18 protein-coding genes are annotated in these 16696 nt (G+C 49.0%); 2 read left to right on the top strand and 16 right to left on the bottom strand.

Annotation, left to right across the window (positions count from 1 at the left end):
• Positions 1 to 26: 26 nt before the first annotated feature.
• The 3 genes from dprA to sucC all read right to left on the bottom strand — a co-directional run bounded on the left by dprA (position 27) and on the right by sucC (position 3539).
• Positions 27 to 1151, bottom strand: a complete 1125-nt coding sequence (gene dprA / locus ACX1C1_RS21175) for a DNA-processing protein DprA (RefSeq protein WP_458954134.1) — start codon at positions 1149 to 1151, stop codon at positions 27 to 29.
• A 183-nt stretch (positions 1152 to 1334) separates the two neighbouring features.
• Complete coding sequence (sucD, locus tag ACX1C1_RS21180; RefSeq protein ID WP_458954135.1) at positions 1335 to 2267, bottom strand: succinate--CoA ligase subunit alpha; 933 nt, start codon at positions 2265 to 2267, stop codon at positions 1335 to 1337.
• A gap of 111 nt (positions 2268 to 2378) precedes the next feature.
• Positions 2379 to 3539 (bottom strand): ADP-forming succinate--CoA ligase subunit beta, encoded by a 1161-nt coding sequence (gene sucC / locus ACX1C1_RS21185; RefSeq protein WP_458954136.1) that lies wholly within the window; start codon positions 3537 to 3539, stop codon positions 2379 to 2381.
• Between the two features lie 329 nt (positions 3540 to 3868).
• On the opposite strand from sucC, the gene ACX1C1_RS21190 reads away from it, so the two are divergent.
• Positions 3869 to 5452, top strand: a complete 1584-nt coding sequence (locus ACX1C1_RS21190; RefSeq protein WP_458957752.1) for a YifB family Mg chelatase-like AAA ATPase — start codon at positions 3869 to 3871, stop codon at positions 5450 to 5452.
• 106 nt (positions 5453 to 5558) lie between these two features.
• Here ACX1C1_RS21190 and ACX1C1_RS21195 read toward each other — a convergent pair whose 3' ends face one another.
• The 7 genes from ACX1C1_RS21195 to rplS form a co-directional block, all read right to left on the bottom strand.
• A complete protein-coding gene (locus tag ACX1C1_RS21195; protein WP_458954137.1) occupies positions 5559 to 5930 on the bottom strand; it encodes a YraN family protein in 372 nt (123 codons plus the stop codon).
• Positions 5920 to 6228 (bottom strand): EscU/YscU/HrcU family type III secretion system export apparatus switch protein, encoded by a 309-nt coding sequence (locus ACX1C1_RS21200; RefSeq protein WP_458954138.1) that lies wholly within the window; start codon positions 6226 to 6228, stop codon positions 5920 to 5922. The genes ACX1C1_RS21195 and ACX1C1_RS21200 overlap by 11 nt, the downstream gene beginning before the upstream one ends.
• Entirely contained in the window at positions 6225 to 8285 is a 2061-nt protein-coding gene (locus ACX1C1_RS21205; protein ID WP_458954139.1) for a hypothetical protein, read from the bottom strand. The genes ACX1C1_RS21200 and ACX1C1_RS21205 overlap by 4 nt, the downstream gene beginning before the upstream one ends.
• Before the next feature lie 145 nt (positions 8286 to 8430).
• The gene (locus ACX1C1_RS21210; RefSeq protein ID WP_458954140.1) at positions 8431 to 9048 is read right to left on the bottom strand and encodes a ribonuclease HII; all 618 of its coding nucleotides are present in this window, start codon (positions 9046 to 9048) and stop codon (positions 8431 to 8433) included.
• A gap of 46 nt (positions 9049 to 9094) precedes the next feature.
• Entirely contained in the window at positions 9095 to 9988 is an 894-nt protein-coding gene (ylqF, locus tag ACX1C1_RS21215) for a ribosome biogenesis GTPase YlqF (protein ID WP_458954141.1), read from the bottom strand.
• A gap of 32 nt (positions 9989 to 10020) precedes the next feature.
• Positions 10021 to 10641: a signal peptidase I gene (lepB, locus tag ACX1C1_RS21220; RefSeq protein ID WP_458957753.1), complete on the bottom strand. Its 621-nt coding sequence runs from the start codon at positions 10639 to 10641 to the stop codon at positions 10021 to 10023.
• A gap of 184 nt (positions 10642 to 10825) precedes the next feature.
• A complete protein-coding gene (gene rplS / locus ACX1C1_RS21225; RefSeq protein ID WP_308093146.1) occupies positions 10826 to 11167 on the bottom strand; it encodes a 50S ribosomal protein L19 in 342 nt (113 codons plus the stop codon).
• Positions 11168 to 11381: 214 nt separating this feature from the next.
• Between rplS and ACX1C1_RS21230 the strand changes: the two genes are divergently transcribed.
• Positions 11382 to 12764 (top strand): CAP domain-containing protein, encoded by a 1383-nt coding sequence (locus ACX1C1_RS21230; protein ID WP_458954142.1) that lies wholly within the window; start codon positions 11382 to 11384, stop codon positions 12762 to 12764.
• A 42-nt stretch (positions 12765 to 12806) separates the two neighbouring features.
• Here the strand turns inward: ACX1C1_RS21230 and trmD are convergent, their stop codons facing one another.
• The 6 genes from trmD to ACX1C1_RS21260 form a co-directional block, all read right to left on the bottom strand.
• The gene (gene trmD, locus ACX1C1_RS21235) at positions 12807 to 13559 is read right to left on the bottom strand and encodes a tRNA (guanosine(37)-N1)-methyltransferase TrmD (protein WP_458954143.1); all 753 of its coding nucleotides are present in this window, start codon (positions 13557 to 13559) and stop codon (positions 12807 to 12809) included.
• Positions 13560 to 13563: 4 nt separating this feature from the next.
• Positions 13564 to 14088, bottom strand: a complete 525-nt coding sequence (gene rimM / locus ACX1C1_RS21240; protein ID WP_458954144.1) for a ribosome maturation factor RimM — start codon at positions 14086 to 14088, stop codon at positions 13564 to 13566.
• 91 nt (positions 14089 to 14179) lie between these two features.
• Complete coding sequence (locus ACX1C1_RS21245; RefSeq protein ID WP_308093152.1) at positions 14180 to 14410, bottom strand: KH domain-containing protein; 231 nt, start codon at positions 14408 to 14410, stop codon at positions 14180 to 14182.
• A 27-nt stretch (positions 14411 to 14437) separates the two neighbouring features.
• Entirely contained in the window at positions 14438 to 14710 is a 273-nt protein-coding gene (gene rpsP / locus ACX1C1_RS21250; protein ID WP_068686962.1) for a 30S ribosomal protein S16, read from the bottom strand.
• A gap of 39 nt (positions 14711 to 14749) precedes the next feature.
• Positions 14750 to 16138 carry a signal recognition particle protein gene (gene ffh, locus ACX1C1_RS21255; protein WP_458954145.1) on the bottom strand — a complete coding sequence of 463 codons (1389 nt, stop codon included), beginning with the start codon at positions 16136 to 16138 and terminating at the stop codon, positions 14750 to 14752.
• Positions 16117 to 16521 carry a putative DNA-binding protein gene (locus tag ACX1C1_RS21260; protein ID WP_458957754.1) on the bottom strand — a complete coding sequence of 135 codons (405 nt, stop codon included), beginning with the start codon at positions 16519 to 16521 and terminating at the stop codon, positions 16117 to 16119. The genes ffh and ACX1C1_RS21260 overlap by 22 nt, the downstream gene beginning before the upstream one ends.
• Positions 16522 to 16696 lie beyond the last annotated feature (175 nt).

The following is a 16696-nucleotide window of genomic DNA, read 5'->3' on the forward strand; positions in this document are numbered from 1 at the left end:
GAGGTGCCTCCTCTCTATGCGACAAGTTACAATATCATATATATGGAACCAGGCTGAAGCCCAATTTTCCGTTTTATACATAAATTTAGCAGATGTGCGTTCAAATGTCCAAACGGAATACCTGAGCGTTCATGCAGTTCATCGATCGACATCGATCGATCCCGTATCAAGCGGAGCAGTTTTTCTTCTTCCGGCTTTAACATTTCTGCCCCTTGAACCGTCTTACCTGCACGTCCGGCAGCGGAATTACTCCATCGATTTGCTGACTCTCTCAGCCACAATATTTGATGGAATAGATCATCTATTTTGGTTATAATGCGAGCCTTCTCATCACGGATAAGCGCATGCGGTCCCTCGCTCTTGGGAGAAGTAATCGGACCAGGCACTGCAAACAATTCGCGATTGCTCTCGAGTGCGAACTTGGCGGTTATCATGGAGCCGCTTTTCTCTGCGCCCTCAATGACGATTGTTGCGCAAGCTAATCCGGCAATGATTCGATTACGCTGATGAAACTGTCCGGGATGAAGTTTAGTGCCAATCGGCGTTTCTGATATCACAAGTCCTCTCTGATGCAAACTGCGATACAATGAGAGATTTTGCGGAGGATAACAGGTGTCGATTGGTGTAGGCAATACGGCTATCGTACCTCCAGCGCCGTTTAGAGCTGCTTCGTGTGCTTTGCTGTCTATCCCTCTAGCTAGCCCACTCACAATGGTTACACCGGCATCTGAGAGCTCCTGAGCTAATTTGCCAGCTATCTCTCGACCATATGCTGTAGGCAAACGTGTCCCGACGATCGCTACAATTGGACGATTCAGTAATTCCAAACGACCCTTAGCATACAACACCCAAGGCGGCTGTGCAATCTGTTGAAGGTTCACAGGGAATTCGTCGTCACACGGAGTTAATGCAGTAATAGCTTCGTCGTTACTTGTAATGACAGATTCTCTACTATTCTCGCGTGCTAAGGCATTTACAAACTTCTGTGCTTGCTCAAGGCGAAAGCCTATTGATATCCAAGCTTCCACAGTTCTAACATCCATGGTCCACAGCCGATGCTTAATGGCCTTGTCAATCGTGTGCCATCCAATTCCCGGAACGTTATATAACATCATGATTAATTTCCGGATTTCATTTCTATTGTCGTCCATTAACCCATCCCTCTCATATTCAGGGCGGGTTTGCATTCTTATCTATTTTGCGTTACATGGAGGAAGAATGCAAGTCGCCCCTATTTTATCGCCGATTCGCAGATTCTAGGCCAACAAAAAAAGCAACCTCTCTGACCCATATTGGGTAGAAAGGTTGCTTACCTTAATTGTGATCTTATGATATTACTTACGCGTAATACATTTCTCAAGAAGACCTTGCTCTTCCAGTACGCTAACAAGCGTGGAGCCCATGTCAGACGGTGTTGGAGCAACTTTGATACCGCAAGCTTCAAGCGTTGCGATCTTCTCAGCTGCAGTACCTTTGCCACCGGAAATAATAGCGCCAGCATGTCCCATACGTTTGCCTTCAGGAGCGGTAGCGCCGCCGATGAAACCAACAACCGGTTTCGTCATGTTCGCTTTGATCCACTCTGCTGCTTCTTCTTCTGCAGTACCGCCGATCTCGCCGATCATAATTACCGCATACGTGTCTGGATCGTCGTTGAAGCGGCTCAAGATGTCGATGAACTCGGAGCCCTTAACAGGGTCGCCGCCGATACCAACTGCGGACGATTGACCAATTCCGCGAGTCGTCAGCTGGTGAACAGCCTCGTAAGTCAACGTTCCGGAGCGAGATACGACACCTACGTGACCTACAGTATGGATGTAACCAGGCATGATACCGATTTTGCACTCTCCTGGCGTGATAACACCTGGGCAGTTCGGTCCGATCAGTACCGTCTTGCTGCCTTCCAGGTAACGTTTCACGTTAACCATGTCCAGAACAGGAATACCTTCTGTGATACAGATAACAAGATCCATCTCCGCATCGACTGCTTCCATTATGGAATCTGCCGCGAATGCTGGCGGCACATAAATAACGGATGCTGTAGCACCAGTTGCTTGTTTGGCTTCAACAACAGTATTGAATACTGGAAGCGTAGCAACGGAGCCGTTCTCCAGCGTGATATCAACCGTCGTGCCACCTTTGCCAGGTGTTACGCCGCCAACCATCTGCGTGCCGTAGTCGAGCGCTCCTTTCGCGTGGAACATGCCCGTCTTGCCCGTGATGCCTTGTGTGATGACTTTTGTATCTTTATTGACCAAAATACTCAACTTAACTCACATCCCCTGATTGAATTCAACTGCTTATCGAGGTTGGTTCAACAGACCCATTGTTATGGCTCTATCAAACAATAACTTATTGTCAACTGCGCATTGGCAGCATTATTTCACAAGAGCAACGATCTTTTGAGCACCGTCGGACATGGAATCAGCAGCCACGATGTTCAGGCCGGATTCATTCAACAGTTTCTTGCCAAGCTCAACGTTTGTACCTTCAAGACGTACAACAAGCGGACGATCAAGACCAAGCTCTCTTGCAGCTGCGATTACACCCTCTGCAATAACGTCACATCTCATGATACCACCGAAGATATTAACGAAGATGCCTTTAACCTTCTCGTCAGACAAGATGATTTTGAAAGCTTCTGTTACTTTCTCTTTGGTAGCACCGCCCCCAACGTCAAGGAAGTTGGCAGGGTCGCCGCCGTAATACTTGATGATGTCCATCGTAGCCATCGCAAGACCAGCGCCGTTAACCATACAACCGATGTTGCCATCAAGTGCGATGTAGCTCAGGTCGTATTTGGATGCTTCAATTTCTTTTGCATCTTCTTCTTCGAGATCGCGCAGCTCGATGATGTCTTTATGACGATATAGAGCGTTGGAATCGAAGTTCAGCTTTGCGTCAAGCGCCATAACATTGCCATCGCCTGTTACAACGAGTGGATTGATTTCAGCGATCGAGCAATCTTTTTCAACAAAAGCTTGGTACAATGCAAGCATAAATTTAACTGCTTTGTTAACAAGCTCCGTAGGGATGTTGATTGCGTATGCCAGTTTGCGAGCTTGGAAAGCTTGCATGCCAACAGCCGGATCAATTACTTCTTTGAAAATTTTCTCAGGGGAATGCTCAGCGACCTCTTCAATCTCTGTGCCGCCCTCTTCTGAAGCCATCATAGTAACACGGCCAGTGCCGCGGTCAAGAACTACGCCGATATAATATTCCTTCTTGATATCGCAGCCTTGCTCGATCAGAAGGCGTTTTACTTCTTTGCCTTCAGGGCCAGTTTGATGCGTTACAAGCACCTTGCCCAGAATTTCGCTGGCGTAAGCGCGAACCTCGTCCAGGTTTTTCGCGACTTTAACGCCGCCAGCTTTACCGCGACCCCCTGCGTGAATTTGCGCCTTCACGACGACGACCGGAGTTCCCAATCCTTCAGCTGCCGCAACAGCTTCATCCACGGAGAAAGCTACCTTACCCTCAGGTACGACTACCCCGTATTGTTTTAACACTGCTTTGCCTTGATACTCATGGATATTCATTGTTGAAATCCTCCATTTCACAGACTAGAGATCTGTCCTATGTACACAAACCTTTATCATTGTAGCATTTTTCTTCATTGAAAGCGCACGCTTTTTTGATATGGATATCATCTCAAAATGAGATTAAACCGGACCGCGCCCAAGTAGTATCACCCAATGTTCTGGATTTAATCGCACAACCTGGAATCATTGACACTTCGCTTCGATGACGGTAGTATAAATATAATTTGAAAGCAGACAAGTATAAAAAATAATCGCTAATGTAGGGAAGCACCCCCGTTGCAGGCTATTTAATATTGCCTATGGGAGGTGCTTTTGTTGTGTTTACTATGATTCAAAGCTCCAGCGTCTACGGTGTAGAAGGACGAGGAATATCTGTCGAAGTTGATATCGCCAATGGTTTGCCGCAAGTGAGTATAGTTGGCTTGCCGGATCCCGCCGTACGAGAATCCGTCGAACGGGTGCGCGCTGCTATCAAGAACAGCGGCTTTCAGTTCCCAATGGAACGAATCACCGTTAATCTCGCCCCTGCCGATCTCCGCAAAGAAGGAACGGCATTCGATCTAGCTATCGCAGCCGGTATATTAATTGCCAGCGGACAACTCCAGGGAGCTCCTTTCGCGGAAACTTTGCTGATCGGCGAGCTTTCGCTTAATGGAGCAATTCGTCCGGTTACCGGTGTTCTCGCTATGTTGGAGGAGGCTCGCAGATCCGGAATACGACGCGTTCTGCTCCCTCTCCTTAATCGCGCTGAGGCAGAGTGGATTAGCGGGATAGAGTTGTTCGCAATTACACATCTTTGCGAGCTAAGAGACTCGTCCCATGCTGATTCGATATGGGACAACCTCCGGGATCGAAGAATTGAACAACAAAGAGAACATGATGATGGACACAAAGTGCGAAGAACGAATTTCGACAATGAACAAGAAGCCGATCATTCTCACGATGATTTTGCCGATATCATTGGACAGCAACAAGGGAAACGAGCTATGCTGCTCGCTGCCGCTGGCAAACACAATTTGCTCTTGTGCGGACCTCCCGGCACCGGAAAAACGATGATGATCAGGCGGCTTCCAGGTATTCTTCCGCCACTCGATGAGCATGAAGCATTGGAGGTAACCAAAATATACAGTGTGGCAGGCAAACTTGTAGAAAATGCCCCTGGATTAATGACCACACCTCCATTCCGCGCCCCGCATCACAGCATATCCACAGGAGGACTTATTGGCGGAGGATCAATTCCTCGTCCAGGAGAGGTTACGCTAGCCCATCACGGCGTCTTATATTTGGACGAGCTCCCTGAGTTTCCACGATCCGTATTGGAGCTTCTTCGACAACCTCTGGAAGACAAAATGATTTCGATCGCTCGCGCGCGAGCAACCGTCCATTTCCCTGCAAACATTTTGCTTGCGGCATCTTATAATCCATGTCCATGCGGTTACTACGGACACGATAACGGAGATAAGCGCTGCGTATGCACTGCAGCCAACATCGCTCGATATCAGGCGAAGTTATCCGGTCCCCTGTTAGATCGAATAGATCTGCAACTGGACATCCCCAAACCGATTTCACTAGATCGTAATCAGCAAGCTGGAGGCATGACGACGACGGCCGAGTTAAGAGCATGCGTACTCCAAGCAAGGCTCAGGCAAAAAGAACGTAACATCGCATATGGAGCGGTGTGCAACAATGAGTTATCTGGCAGAAATCTTCGTAAAGCCGCCAATCTCAAGCCTTCTGCCGCACGCTTGCTGGAGCATGCTTTCGAAGCGTTGGGCATCAGTTTAAGAGCCTATGACCGGTTGTTAAAGCTGGCGCGGACTATCGCAGATGTAGAGGGTTCGGTTAGTGTCGAAGACGAGCATGTGGCAGAGGCCATTCAGTATCGAAGATTGGAAACGAGTTATGGATGATATTGTTCAACGGGTTCTAGCCGACGGATCCTCTTCCGCCGGCCTTTCTTTCTCATCTTTGCCTAACTTCAATTTGTGAAAGCAACAAAGCAACAAAAAAAAGCGGCTAAAAAGCCGCTTCATAATGACGATAAAGCTCAACCTCATTCCCTCGCCCGATCGTAATGGTGACGACATCGAATCGGATTCGGCTTTGTTGAAGTTGATGTTGTTTGAGATACGTTTGCGCAACGGATCTGATTTTCATTTGTTTGCGGACGTCAACGGATTCGGCAGCCATACCGAACTTCATGCCACTTGATGCGCTTCTGCTTCGCACCTCGACAAATACGATGATCTCACCGTCTCTGGCGATCAGATCAATCTCGCCGCTTCGGCATCGCCAGTTCAAAGAGAGAATGGTCAAGCCCGATTGTATAAATCTCCGCGCCGTCTCTGCTTCCCCCAGCTTCCCAATTCTCTGCCGTTCAATCGACATGACCAATCTCCCTTGCTTTTCGATCCGACTGATAGACGAAACTTAATATTTCTGCAACCAGCGTATAAAGCTCGGGCGGAATCTCTTGATCGACGTCTAGTTTGGATAACACCTCTACAAGAGAAGGATCTTCTTGTACTGGGACTCCACTTTCCTTGGCCTTCTCCAAAATTCGATCTGCGATATGACCAGTGCCTTTAGCAACCAATACAGGTGCTTGTCGATTGCCAGGCTCATATTTCAGTGCGACAGCTTTTTTTGTGTGCGGACGCTGTCCTGCGTTGTGATCATCGTTCATGCCCGGTAATCGACTCCTTTGTAACGTGTGGCAGTTAACCATGGAGAACTTGACGCTGCGGTTTGCTTGTTGATTAACCCGCCGGACACGGACTGATTGTCGCTCTGCCCCGCGTCATCCCGCTGCGGCAACGGTTTCGTCCGCATTGACAGCAGCTGATAGCCTACTCCGCCTAATCGGTTGGATAATTCCTCTCTCGATGTCTCGACCAGATCTGCGATAGCAGGGTGATCGTTCCAAAGCTGTAGGCTAACGATTTTGTCGGTAATCTGTACATCCACTAGGGTATCCCCAATCGAACCCATTGTCAGACTAAATAACAGCCTGCAATTGTCCGCGTCAAGCTCACCTCTCCGTCCCCTCCTCGTCTGAATCTGGACGGAAGCTGTTTGCTCCCCACTCGCATCCTTGAGCGGAATGAACATGGTGACATGTGTAAAGACAGAGTTATTGCGTTCTGGCGCGAGCAGCAGCTGTTGTCCTGTGATCTGCTGGATTAACTGCTGTGCTGTTTCCTTAATCTGCGGGGGCACATCCGATCCGTTCACTAAATTCATTAACGCGCTTTTAAGCGATTCCGAGCCAGCATTCGCACTCGCAGGTGCGGCGGCGTTATTTGCCTGTACCGTTTGGGAAAGTTCGTTGCGCAAAGGCCCGTCGCCATCCTGCAAACCAACCAGTTTTGCTGCAGATGCTCCAGCGCCTATATCCGTTTTACTTGTAACAGTATCTGGAGTGTTAATTCTTGCCGACGATTCTCCGCCAGCTTGCTGCTCTGCAACAAGTTGGCCAGGTTGAACAATAGCGGCGGCGTTCGAACCCTGCGGTTGTATCGTCACGCCAACTTGAGGTGAAGCAATGTTTCTGGCGTTGGATGTCGCTGCCTCAGCCGTTGTCTGCCCAGTTGTACGACTCATAGAAGGATCGTTTGTTCCTGTTGGAGTTGCCTTTCCTCCAGCAGCTTGCAAGCCTGAATCCGTAGCCGATTTGGCCAACTGAAGCTCGTGGTCGACCCCCATCCACTTCATCATTTGACCCAACCAATTGTTTGAGGTCAGAGCTTGACCCTGTCTCATCCCTCCGCTTACTGCCTCAGATGCTGAGCCACGGCCATCAGCGGTAGTTCCACCAGTCATGAGTGCCGGCTCTGATTGCAGTTTACCTCCGGTTCTCCCCTCCAACTGGGAAGCAGGCCCCCCTTGTCCAATACCGCGCCCTGTTGCAAAAGCATCGGTCTCGGGTAATGTCAAAGCATTGCTCAGCAGCGAAGCCCCCTGCTGAAGCAAGGTAAGGACACGCGATCCCGTGTTTGTCGACATTCGTTCAGGAGAGTCACCTGCATGCTCGCTCGTCGCTGTCATCGTTGTTAATTGTCGCTGCAGTTGATCAAGCAGCTCATGTGCCGGCTTGCCGAACATCACCTGTTGCAAGGACGCAATCGTAGTAACAGTCATGGGCATACCTCGTTTGAAGGCTGTTGCAGCTGCCGTCATCCATTGCTCGGTATCGGCGCCTTTCGGCATTGCCATAGCAGCCTGCTGAAAGGCAATTGTTGTTGTCCGATTAAAGGCGAAACCTTCCTGACGCAAGTCTCGGATTAGAGAAAGTGCCCACTTCTGATCAGGCAAACCCAGCTGTTTGGCGATTTCGCGAAATGTATCGTCCAGCAGTCCCGAAGTATTGAGATCAACCGATTTCAGCAAAACGAGGGAGCCATTTGATTCCGGCTGAACTTGCAGCATCGCTGATTGACCAGGCTCGAGCGCCATTTCCAGCTTGGCCCGTACCTGCACGCCGTTGATATTGACGATAGCTTCATTATTCTCCAGCGTCTGCAGCACAACGCCACGCACCACCTGCCCAACCTTCAGCTCCATCGTGCGAGTTTCCCCACTTGTTACATCTCCCAGCAATCCTCGCATCAGTTGGCCGATATTCACTTGCATCACTCCTCTGTCTGTACATCCGGACATTCCCGTCATTGATTCGTTAACGTTTATATCGGTCAAAATGACTCCTGTCTGAAGAGTTGTTCGATATCCTTGCGCAAGTCCCATCGTCTATACTCCTGTACCTGTAGGACAATTTTCAGTTTTACAAACATTTATTTTGTTATCAAAAGAAACGCCCGCCTGTTCTGAAGTTGACCGGCTAGTACCGGCTGCCAACAGAATGGGCGGGCGTATTATAATGATCGCGATTCTATAACGCAATCTGAACGATCTCTTCACCAAGCAATTTTTTCAAAAATGTTAATCTGTGCAGCTTGCTCGGGCCATGCTCCAGAAGCTTCTCTCGGTGCAGCTTCGTGGCGTACCCTTTATGTATGGCAATACCATAATCAGGATAGGTCTGTTCCCACTCCTGCATGCACAGCCGATCACGAGTAACCTTTGCCATAATCGATGCAGCCGCGATACTCTGACTGTTCGCATCGCCTTTAATGATCGATTCTTGCGGCAATGCGAGATCCACAGTTTCTGCATCTACCAGCAAATAGTCAGCGGAAATCTTGAGCGATTCGACCGCCATTTTCATTGCGAGACGTGATGCCTGCTTAATATTTATCCGATCTATCGTTACAGAGTCGATACGAGCGACCGACCATGCCACGCTTTGTTCCGCGATAATGTCGTACAGCTGCTCTCTCTTCTTCTCAGAAAGCTTCTTGGAGTCGTCGATTCCATCAATGATTAATCCAGGTGGCAGAATCACCGCGCCTGCAACGACGTCGCCGAACAAGCAGCCGCGTCCTACTTCGTCAACCCCTGCAATAGCGGAGAAGCCGTTCCCCCAGGCTTGTTGTTCATATTGCAACATGTCGATTATCCCCCGTTCCCATGCTTCGAACATGAATAGCACAAAGCTAAGACTTTGGTTTTCTAGCCGGCATGTCGTCGTACGGCGCTTCAAGCGTAATACGACCTAACTTGCCAGCCCTCAAGTCGCGCAGAATAATACCTGACGTTTTCTCCAAGTCGACACGACCGCCGCCCATTAAACAGCCGCGTTTCCTGCCGATGTCCTCCATCACACGAACAATTTCCTCATTGTCCTCGATATCCTCAGGTCTGTTCTCAAGACCGTAACGTTCTTCGAGCGTCGGCCAATATCGATCAACAAGCTCCTTGACCGCAAAATACGCGATATCGTCTACATTGAGAATTTGCTCGCGTATTGCGCCTGTCATCGCCAGTCTGTAGCCAACCAGCTGATCCTCAAACTTCGGCCACAAAATACCTGGCGTATCAAGCAGCTCCATCTCAGTACCGACCTTGATCCATTGCTGACCTTTCGTCACGCCTGGCTTATCGCCCGTCAAAGCAATATTGCGACCAGCCAACCGGTTGATAAGCGTCGACTTGCCAACATTCGGAATGCCTACGATCAGACCGCGAATCGCACGCGGATTCATACCCTTGGCAATTTGACGCGCAATCTTCTCATGCAGGATTTCCTTCGCTTTAAGCGGGATTTCGTTCACTCGTGTACCCGTGTGCGAGTCAACCGATACACATTGGTGCCCTTCATGAGCAAAGTAAGTCATCCATTTCTCTGTTGTGCGCGGATCGGCCAGATCAGACTTATTCAGAACGATCAATCTCGGCTTCCCATGCAATATTTCATCAACCATCGGATTCCTGCTAGATAGAGGTACCCTGGCATCTAACAGCTCAATCGTAATGTCGATCAGCTTTAATTTGTCTTGAATTTGACGCTTGGCGCGGGTCATATGCCCCGGAAACCATTGAATCGCCATGCTTTCACCTCGATTGCTTCTGCTATAGCTAGCTAGTACTTGTGCTTGATAAACTCGATCTTATTGAGCGGCCAGAAAATAACATCCGCTCGACCGACAATTTCGTCATCCTTGACAAAACCAATCATTCGGCTGTCCGTACTATTGCTGCGGTTGTCACCCATGGCGAAGATTGTATCTTCAGGCACAGTCATTTCTGTCACTGTGTCGTTAGGGAAGTTATAACGAGGACCGTCACCGTTATACATTCCGCCTGCTGCCTTAGCTTCTGCGATCGCTTCAGCAATATACGGCTCTTCGACCTTCTGGTCGTTAATATACAATTCGTCGCCTTCTACACGAATCTTATCGCCAGGCACGCCGATCACTCGTTTAATAAATTTGCGACCTTGCTCCGGAACATCGAATACGACAACCTCGCCGAAGTGCGGTTCGCGAATGGAATACAATATTTTATTGACGATTAAACGCTCGCCTGTCTCGAAGTTAGGCTGCATCGAAGGTCCGTCTACGATAAAAGGCTCGAATAAAAACATGCGGATAATGAACACAAGAACAACAGCAATGACCAGCGCCTTGATCCATTCCACGATTTCCTTCGACGCTCCACCCTTCTTGGCAGAAGCTCCGTGGGTAGCGGATCGATCACGCATCGGTTCTGAAGTTGAATGATGTTCTACTGACGTATCTTCCTTCACTTCCGTTTCGTTGATTCCATCGTCGTTACGGTGTTGCGAATCCATCGGCTCAGCCTTCTTTCGTTCTTGAAGTTATGTATCCATCCCTGTAGAAAACGAAAAGGAGCTTGTTTGCGCAAGCCCCTCTTGTCGTTTGATCTTAACGAATCTCTTTAATTCTAGCTGCTTTACCACGAAGTTCGCGGAGATAGTACAGCTTAGCGCGACGAACCTTACCACGACGAGCCACATCGATCTTGTCGATCTTAGGCGAATGAAGCGGGAACGTTCTCTCTACGCCAACGCCGTAAGAGATCTTACGAACTGTGAAAGTTTCGCTGATGCCGCCGCCGCGACGTTTAATAACGACGCCTTCGAACAGCTGGATACGCTCGCGCGAACCCTCGATAACCTTAACATGCACCTTTAGCGTGTCGCCTGGGCGAAAGTTAGGAAGATCTTTACGCAATTGTTCTTGAGTAATTGCTTGTACGATATTCATTGTGAGTTCACTCCTTCCACCATAGACGTTCATGTAAGCTCCTGGTTCCTCGGGAACCGATCTACACTTATAGCGGACCGTCCGACTTTACGAACAACATTAGAAATTCTATCATACACAGGCGCACAAATCAACCTATTTCTCAGATAGGCTGGATGGGGTATACTGACTTTAATTGGCAGCGACGAAATTCAACATGGAGGGACATCCCATTATGAAACGAAAGTTAGTACTTTTATTTTTTATTCTAGCCATCTCTGCGGAATCTTATACAGTGAACGCCGCACCTTTCGCTGATGTTTCCCAACATTGGTCCAATCCCTATATTGACTGGGCGCTGGATCAGGGGCTTGCGAATGGATACGAAGACGGAACCTTCCGTCCAGACGATCCCATATCAGAGGTCGAGTTCCTCGCATTGATGCTTCGTGCTTATGGCAACGTAACCAAAAAAGATGAAATTCCGTCCGATTGGGGACGAAGCTACTATCAGTACGCGGATTCGCACGGTTGGCCGATCACCTTTAACAATGACAGAGGCCGTTTCCGGAGAGGACAAGCTGCTCTACTTATCGCCTCTGCAGTCAAAGGCGTATCCCACAGCGAGAACAACGCCATCGGTTGGCTGCTGGAAACAGGCATCTCCAAAGGAAGAACTTCAGCCACTGTAGCTGGATACGACGCTGCAGGCGGTGTCACACGCGCGGAGGCCCTAACCTTCTTGTATGCAATGAAACAAAACGTACAATCGCTCTCCAACCAGACGATTCCGAAAACACAATTGGTGAACCTAAAGGGCATGATGATCGGTGACTCACTAGGCGAACTCCAATATCGGCTTGGGAAGGCTTCAAGGATTGATGTAAGTGAATTTGATTACGAATGGCATACATACAGCGGCAAATATACCGAATATGCCATGTTTGGTGTGCGGAGCGGTATAATCGTAGCCATGTTCTCAAACGATGCCGGCAGCTGGACGTACACAGCCGGCGTCAATGTAGACATGACGTTATCCGCAGTGCTCTCTTCACTGCCATCAGCGGCCAAGAACTCAGCCAAACAAACAAGTCATTACTACGAATATGCTTCGAGTAGCTACAAACACGTATTGTTCTTGGATAGTCAAGAGAATAACCGGGTAGCTGGGATATGGATTCAGTTGCAATCGTTATCCCCACGGAAGTCCTCTTTGTTTGCCGACAAGGAACGGGTCGCAATGGAACAACAACTGTTCGATCTGGTTAACGCAGAACGCGCGCAACGGAGCATCGCTACACTCAATTGGGACAGCATAGCTGGCTCGACGGCTCGCGCGCATAGTGCGGATATGATGAAAAACGCGTATTTCGACCATACGAATCTAAACAATAAAACACCGTTCGATAGAATGAAAAGCGCTGGAATCCGATATTCGCTTGCATCCGAAAACATTGCCGCTGGTTATTCGAACAGCCTATACGCCCATTATGCCTTGCTCAACTCCACTGGTCATCGCAAAACGATTCTGAATGCCAAGTTGGAACGGTTAGGAACAGGAGTAGCATTTGGCGGCAAATACCAGGTGTATTTCACACAAAATTATTATACACCGTAACCGAATAAGGGAATGCAGCCTCCGATCGGAAGCCGCATTCCCTTATTCGTTTTCCTCTGCTTGTAAAGCAAGTTTTTGTTCCTTCAGCCAAACGGCTTCCTTCTTCGTCAATTCAACGCCTTCTAACAGGTCTGGTCGCCTTTGTAACGTACGCAACAAGGACTGCTTGCGCCTCCACTCGTCGATACGTCCGTGATGTCCTGAAACAAGCACATCCGGCACAGCCCAGCCTCGGAATTCCGGCGGTCTCGTATAATGAGGATGCTCCAGCAGGCCTGTACTATAAGAATCCGTAACTGCCGAGGATTCATTGCCGAGCACGCCAGGCAGCAAACGAACAACGCTGTCGATGACCGTCATAGCCGGTATCTCTCCGCCTGTTAACACGTAATCACCTATCGAGATTTCATCCGTTACCAGATGCTCCCGGATTCGTTCGTCATAGCCCTCGTAATGACCGCAGATTAATACGATATGACGCTCTTGCGCTAGCTCTTCTGCTTTGCGCTGAGTAAACGTCTCCCCTTGCGGACACATAAGTACAACACGGGGAGTCACTCCAGGTTCAACTGAGAGATCCTCGACGGCCGAGAATACAGGCTCTGGTTTCAGTACCATTCCCCCGCCACCGCCATACGGGTAATCGTCGACCGTATTATGTTTATTGCCCGAATAGTTGCGGAAATTAACGGCTTGCAGCGATACGATACCTTTATGGTTGGCTTTGCCCAGGATGCTAGCTGCGAATACGCCCTCAAACATCTCAGGGAAGAGAGTTAACACATCGATTCTCATCGCGCTAAATCAGTCCTTCCATAAGACGCACGGTGATGAGCTTGTCCGATGGCTGAACATGCAATACTACATCATCAATAACCGGCAGCAGCAATTCTCTCCCTTTAGGGCCAGCTGCTTTAACGACCCATACGTCATTCGCGCCCGGACTTAGAATTTCAGTCACTTCTCCGAGATCTTCGCCTTCTTCCGTAACGACTCGACAACCGATAATTTCATGATAATAATATTCGCCGTCATCCAGTTGCCCTTGATCCGCCTCAGAGATCTTCAGCACCCAGCCTTTATATTTTTCAATTTCGTTAATGTTATTAAACCCTTCGAGTTTAACGACATATACATTTTTCTGTAGTCTTGAGCTCGTGATCTTCACTTGCTGATGTTCGCCGCTCTGTTCATTAACAAGCATTAGCTTACTGCCTGGCGCGAATCGTTGCTCCGCAAAATCCGTTTGAGGCAATATCTTTACATCACCACGAATGCCGTGCGTATTTACAAGCTTGCCAACCGTAAACCATTTGCCGTTCATGCTATCAGTCCTTTTCCTATTTGAACTCGCACTATTATAACACGTACAAGAAGGCCGGGACATCTGTCCCGGCCCTCTCACGCGTGTGAATTTATGAAATAATGTCGACGATGACACGCTTACTCGATTTCACTGATGCCGAAGTAACGACTGTTCGCATTGCCTTGGCAATACGCCCTTGCTTGCCGATTACTTTGCCGACATCCTCGGGATGTACGGAAAGCTCGTAAATCGTCGTGCGGTCATCATCCTTCATATGGATTCGCACATCGTCCGGATGATCAACCAAAGCCTTCGCAATGACAAGAATTAAATCTTTCATAACAAAGCCCTCCGTATCTCTATCCGATTATTTCTGTTGCTTCAGCTCGTGGAATTTCTTAAGAACTCCAGCTTTGGAGAGCAGGTTGCGAACAGTGTCAGAAGCTTGCGCTCCTGTTTGTAGCCATTTCAACGCTTTTTCTTCGTCGATTGTGACTTGAGCCGGAACTGCAACCGGGTTGTAAGTACCAATCTCTTCAATAAAACGTCCGTCACGCGGCGAACGGGAATCCGATACAACTACGCGGTAGAATGGAGCTTTGTGAGCACCCATACGTTTCAAGCGAATACGTACTGCCATGATAAATTCACCTCCTTCAAGTAATCGATCCGGTCACCGTTAGAACGGGAACCGCATATTTTTGCCAAGCATGCCTTTCAGGCCTTTCTTGCCGCCCTTAAGACCTTTGGGCCCTTTAGGACCCATCATCGATGAGAACTGTTTCATCATTTTGCGCATATCGTCGAACTGCTTAATCAAACGATTGACCTCAACGATCGTTGTACCACTTCCAGCTGCGACGCGCTTGCGCCTGCTATGGTTCAATAGCTCCGGCTTCGCTTTCTCATCCTTCGTCATGGATCGTACAATGGCTTCAATCCGACCGATCTGCTTCTCATCGACCTTCATGTCCTTCATTGCGCCTTTCATCTTGCCCATGCCGGGAAGCATATCCATAATCTGATCCAGTGGACCAAGCTTACGTACCTGCTCCATCTGATCCAGGAAATCATCGAACGTAAATTCAGCAGTACGCATCTTACGTTCCATCTCGGCCGCTTTCTCAGCATCGATGCTGGATTGCGCCTTCTCGATCAGTGACAACATGTCGCCCATACCGAGTATCCGTGATGCCATCCGTTCTGGATGGAATGGCTCAAGCGCATCGATTTTCTCACCGAGTGCTGCGAACTTGATTGGCCGACCTGTAACAGCTTTGACCGATAGCGCCGCTCCGCCGCGTGTATCGCCATCAAGCTTCGTTAATACGACACCGCTCAGTTCCAATTGCTCATGGAAGCTTTGAGCCACGTTAACAGCATCTTGTCCAGTCATCGAATCGACAACGAGTAAGACTTCATCAGGGTTGAGGTTGGCATGAATTTGCTTCAGCTCTTCCATCAACGCTTCATCAATGTGCAGTCGTCCCGCAGTATCGATAATCACATAATCGTTACCGTTTTCCTTGGCGTGCTGCAGACCTTGCTTCGCAATCTCGACCGGCGAAGTTTGGTCGCCTAACGCGAATACCGGCGCATTAATCTGTTCGCCAAGCACTTGCAGCTGCTTAATCGCGGCAGGACGATAGATATCACATGCTACCAGAAGCGGCTTGTGATTGCTCTTCTGGAGAAGTCTTGCCAGCTTGCCGGACGTAGTTGTCTTACCGGCGCCCTGCAGACCGACCATCATAATGACTGTCGGCGGCTTGTTCGCCTTGGCTAACTTCGACTGTGTGCCGCCCATCAATTCCGTTAGCTCTTTGTTGACGATGTCGATGATGACCATGCCGGGTGTAAAGCTCTTCGATACTTCGAGACCGATAGCCCGCTCCTTCACCTTCGCAATGAAGTCCTTCACAACTTTAAAGTTAACGTCGGCTTCCAGAAGCGCCAGGCGTACTTCGCGCATCACATCGTTGACATCGGCTTCGGATACTTTGCCTTTGCCCTTCAGCTTACTGAATACATTCTGCAGTCGGCTGCTTAAGCTCTCAAATGCTGCCATGAATCATCGCCTCCTTCTCTCGCCGTATCTTCCGCGGCCCTAAGTCGCGTAATGGCCGCCATAAGCTTGTTTCTATCTGATTCATTCATTACGATCTCATCGATGCCGCGTTCCAATAAGTCCGTGACTTGCATCAGGCGTTCGTGCTTCTCCAGCAATAGGAGCTTGTCCTCATAGGCCTCTAGCGTACCTTCGGCCCGTTTAATATTATCATATACGGCTTGCCGGCTAATGCCGAATTCCGAAGCGATCTCGCCAAGGGAGAAATCATCGTGGTAATAATAAGAAAGGATTGTTCGTTGTTTGTCAGTCAGCAGGCGTTCGTAGAAGTCGAAGAGCAAATTCACTCTCGTCGTACGGGCTAAGGCATCCGCTTGTTCCATCCCCATCGCCGCTGCCTCCTTCGCCGTTCCAATTCCATACCGTAAAGGCTATAACCTTTACAGCATGATCAACGTCACTTATCATACCTGATTGCCCATGGCACTGTCAAGTTAATTTCCTTGTCACTTTGACATGACATTTCGTAGAACCTTTTTTGAACCTGGAGGTGCACAA

It is taken from the genome of Paenibacillus sp. strain BS8-2, from assembly GCF_054483835.1.

Excerpts from the sequence above, each read along its gene's own strand:
- dprA (WP_458954134.1), bottom strand. The coding sequence starts at position 1,151 with ATGGACGACAATAGAAATGAAATCCGGAAATTAATCATGATGTTATAT.
- ACX1C1_RS21245 (WP_308093152.1), bottom strand. The coding sequence starts at position 14,410 with ATGAAAGATTTAATTCTTGTCATTGCGAAGGCTTTGGTTGATCATCCG.
- rimM (WP_458954144.1), bottom strand. The coding sequence starts at position 14,088 with ATGAACGGCAAATGGTTTACGGTTGGCAAGCTTGTAAATACGCACGGC.
- rpsP (WP_068686962.1), bottom strand. The coding sequence starts at position 14,710 with ATGGCAGTACGTATTCGCTTGAAACGTATGGGTGCTCACAAAGCTCCA.
- ACX1C1_RS21195 (WP_458954137.1), bottom strand. The coding sequence starts at position 5,930 with ATGTCGATTGAACGGCAGAGAATTGGGAAGCTGGGGGAAGCAGAGACG.
- ffh (WP_458954145.1), bottom strand. The coding sequence starts at position 16,138 with ATGGCAGCATTTGAGAGCTTAAGCAGCCGACTGCAGAATGTATTCAGT.
- lepB (WP_458957753.1), bottom strand. The coding sequence starts at position 10,641 with ATGCGTGATCGATCCGCTACCCACGGAGCTTCTGCCAAGAAGGGTGGA.
- ACX1C1_RS21260 (WP_458957754.1), bottom strand. The coding sequence starts at position 16,521 with ATGGAACAAGCGGATGCCTTAGCCCGTACGACGAGAGTGAATTTGCTC.
- sucC (WP_458954136.1), bottom strand. The coding sequence starts at position 3,539 with ATGAATATCCATGAGTATCAAGGCAAAGCAGTGTTAAAACAATACGGG.
- ACX1C1_RS21210 (WP_458954140.1), bottom strand. The coding sequence starts at position 9,048 with ATGTTGCAATATGAACAACAAGCCTGGGGGAACGGCTTCTCCGCTATT.
- ylqF (WP_458954141.1), bottom strand. The coding sequence starts at position 9,988 with ATGGCGATTCAATGGTTTCCGGGGCATATGACCCGCGCCAAGCGTCAA.
- ACX1C1_RS21200 (WP_458954138.1), bottom strand. The coding sequence starts at position 6,228 with ATGAACGATGATCACAACGCAGGACAGCGTCCGCACACAAAAAAAGCT.
- trmD (WP_458954143.1), bottom strand. The coding sequence starts at position 13,559 with ATGAGAATCGATGTGTTAACTCTCTTCCCTGAGATGTTTGAGGGCGTA.
- ACX1C1_RS21205 (WP_458954139.1), bottom strand. The coding sequence starts at position 8,285 with ATGGGACTTGCGCAAGGATATCGAACAACTCTTCAGACAGGAGTCATT.
- ACX1C1_RS21230 (WP_458954142.1), top strand. The coding sequence starts at position 11,382 with ATGAAACGAAAGTTAGTACTTTTATTTTTTATTCTAGCCATCTCTGCG.
- rplS (WP_308093146.1), bottom strand. The coding sequence starts at position 11,167 with ATGAATATCGTACAAGCAATTACTCAAGAACAATTGCGTAAAGATCTT.
- ACX1C1_RS21190 (WP_458957752.1), top strand. The coding sequence starts at position 3,869 with ATGATTCAAAGCTCCAGCGTCTACGGTGTAGAAGGACGAGGAATATCT.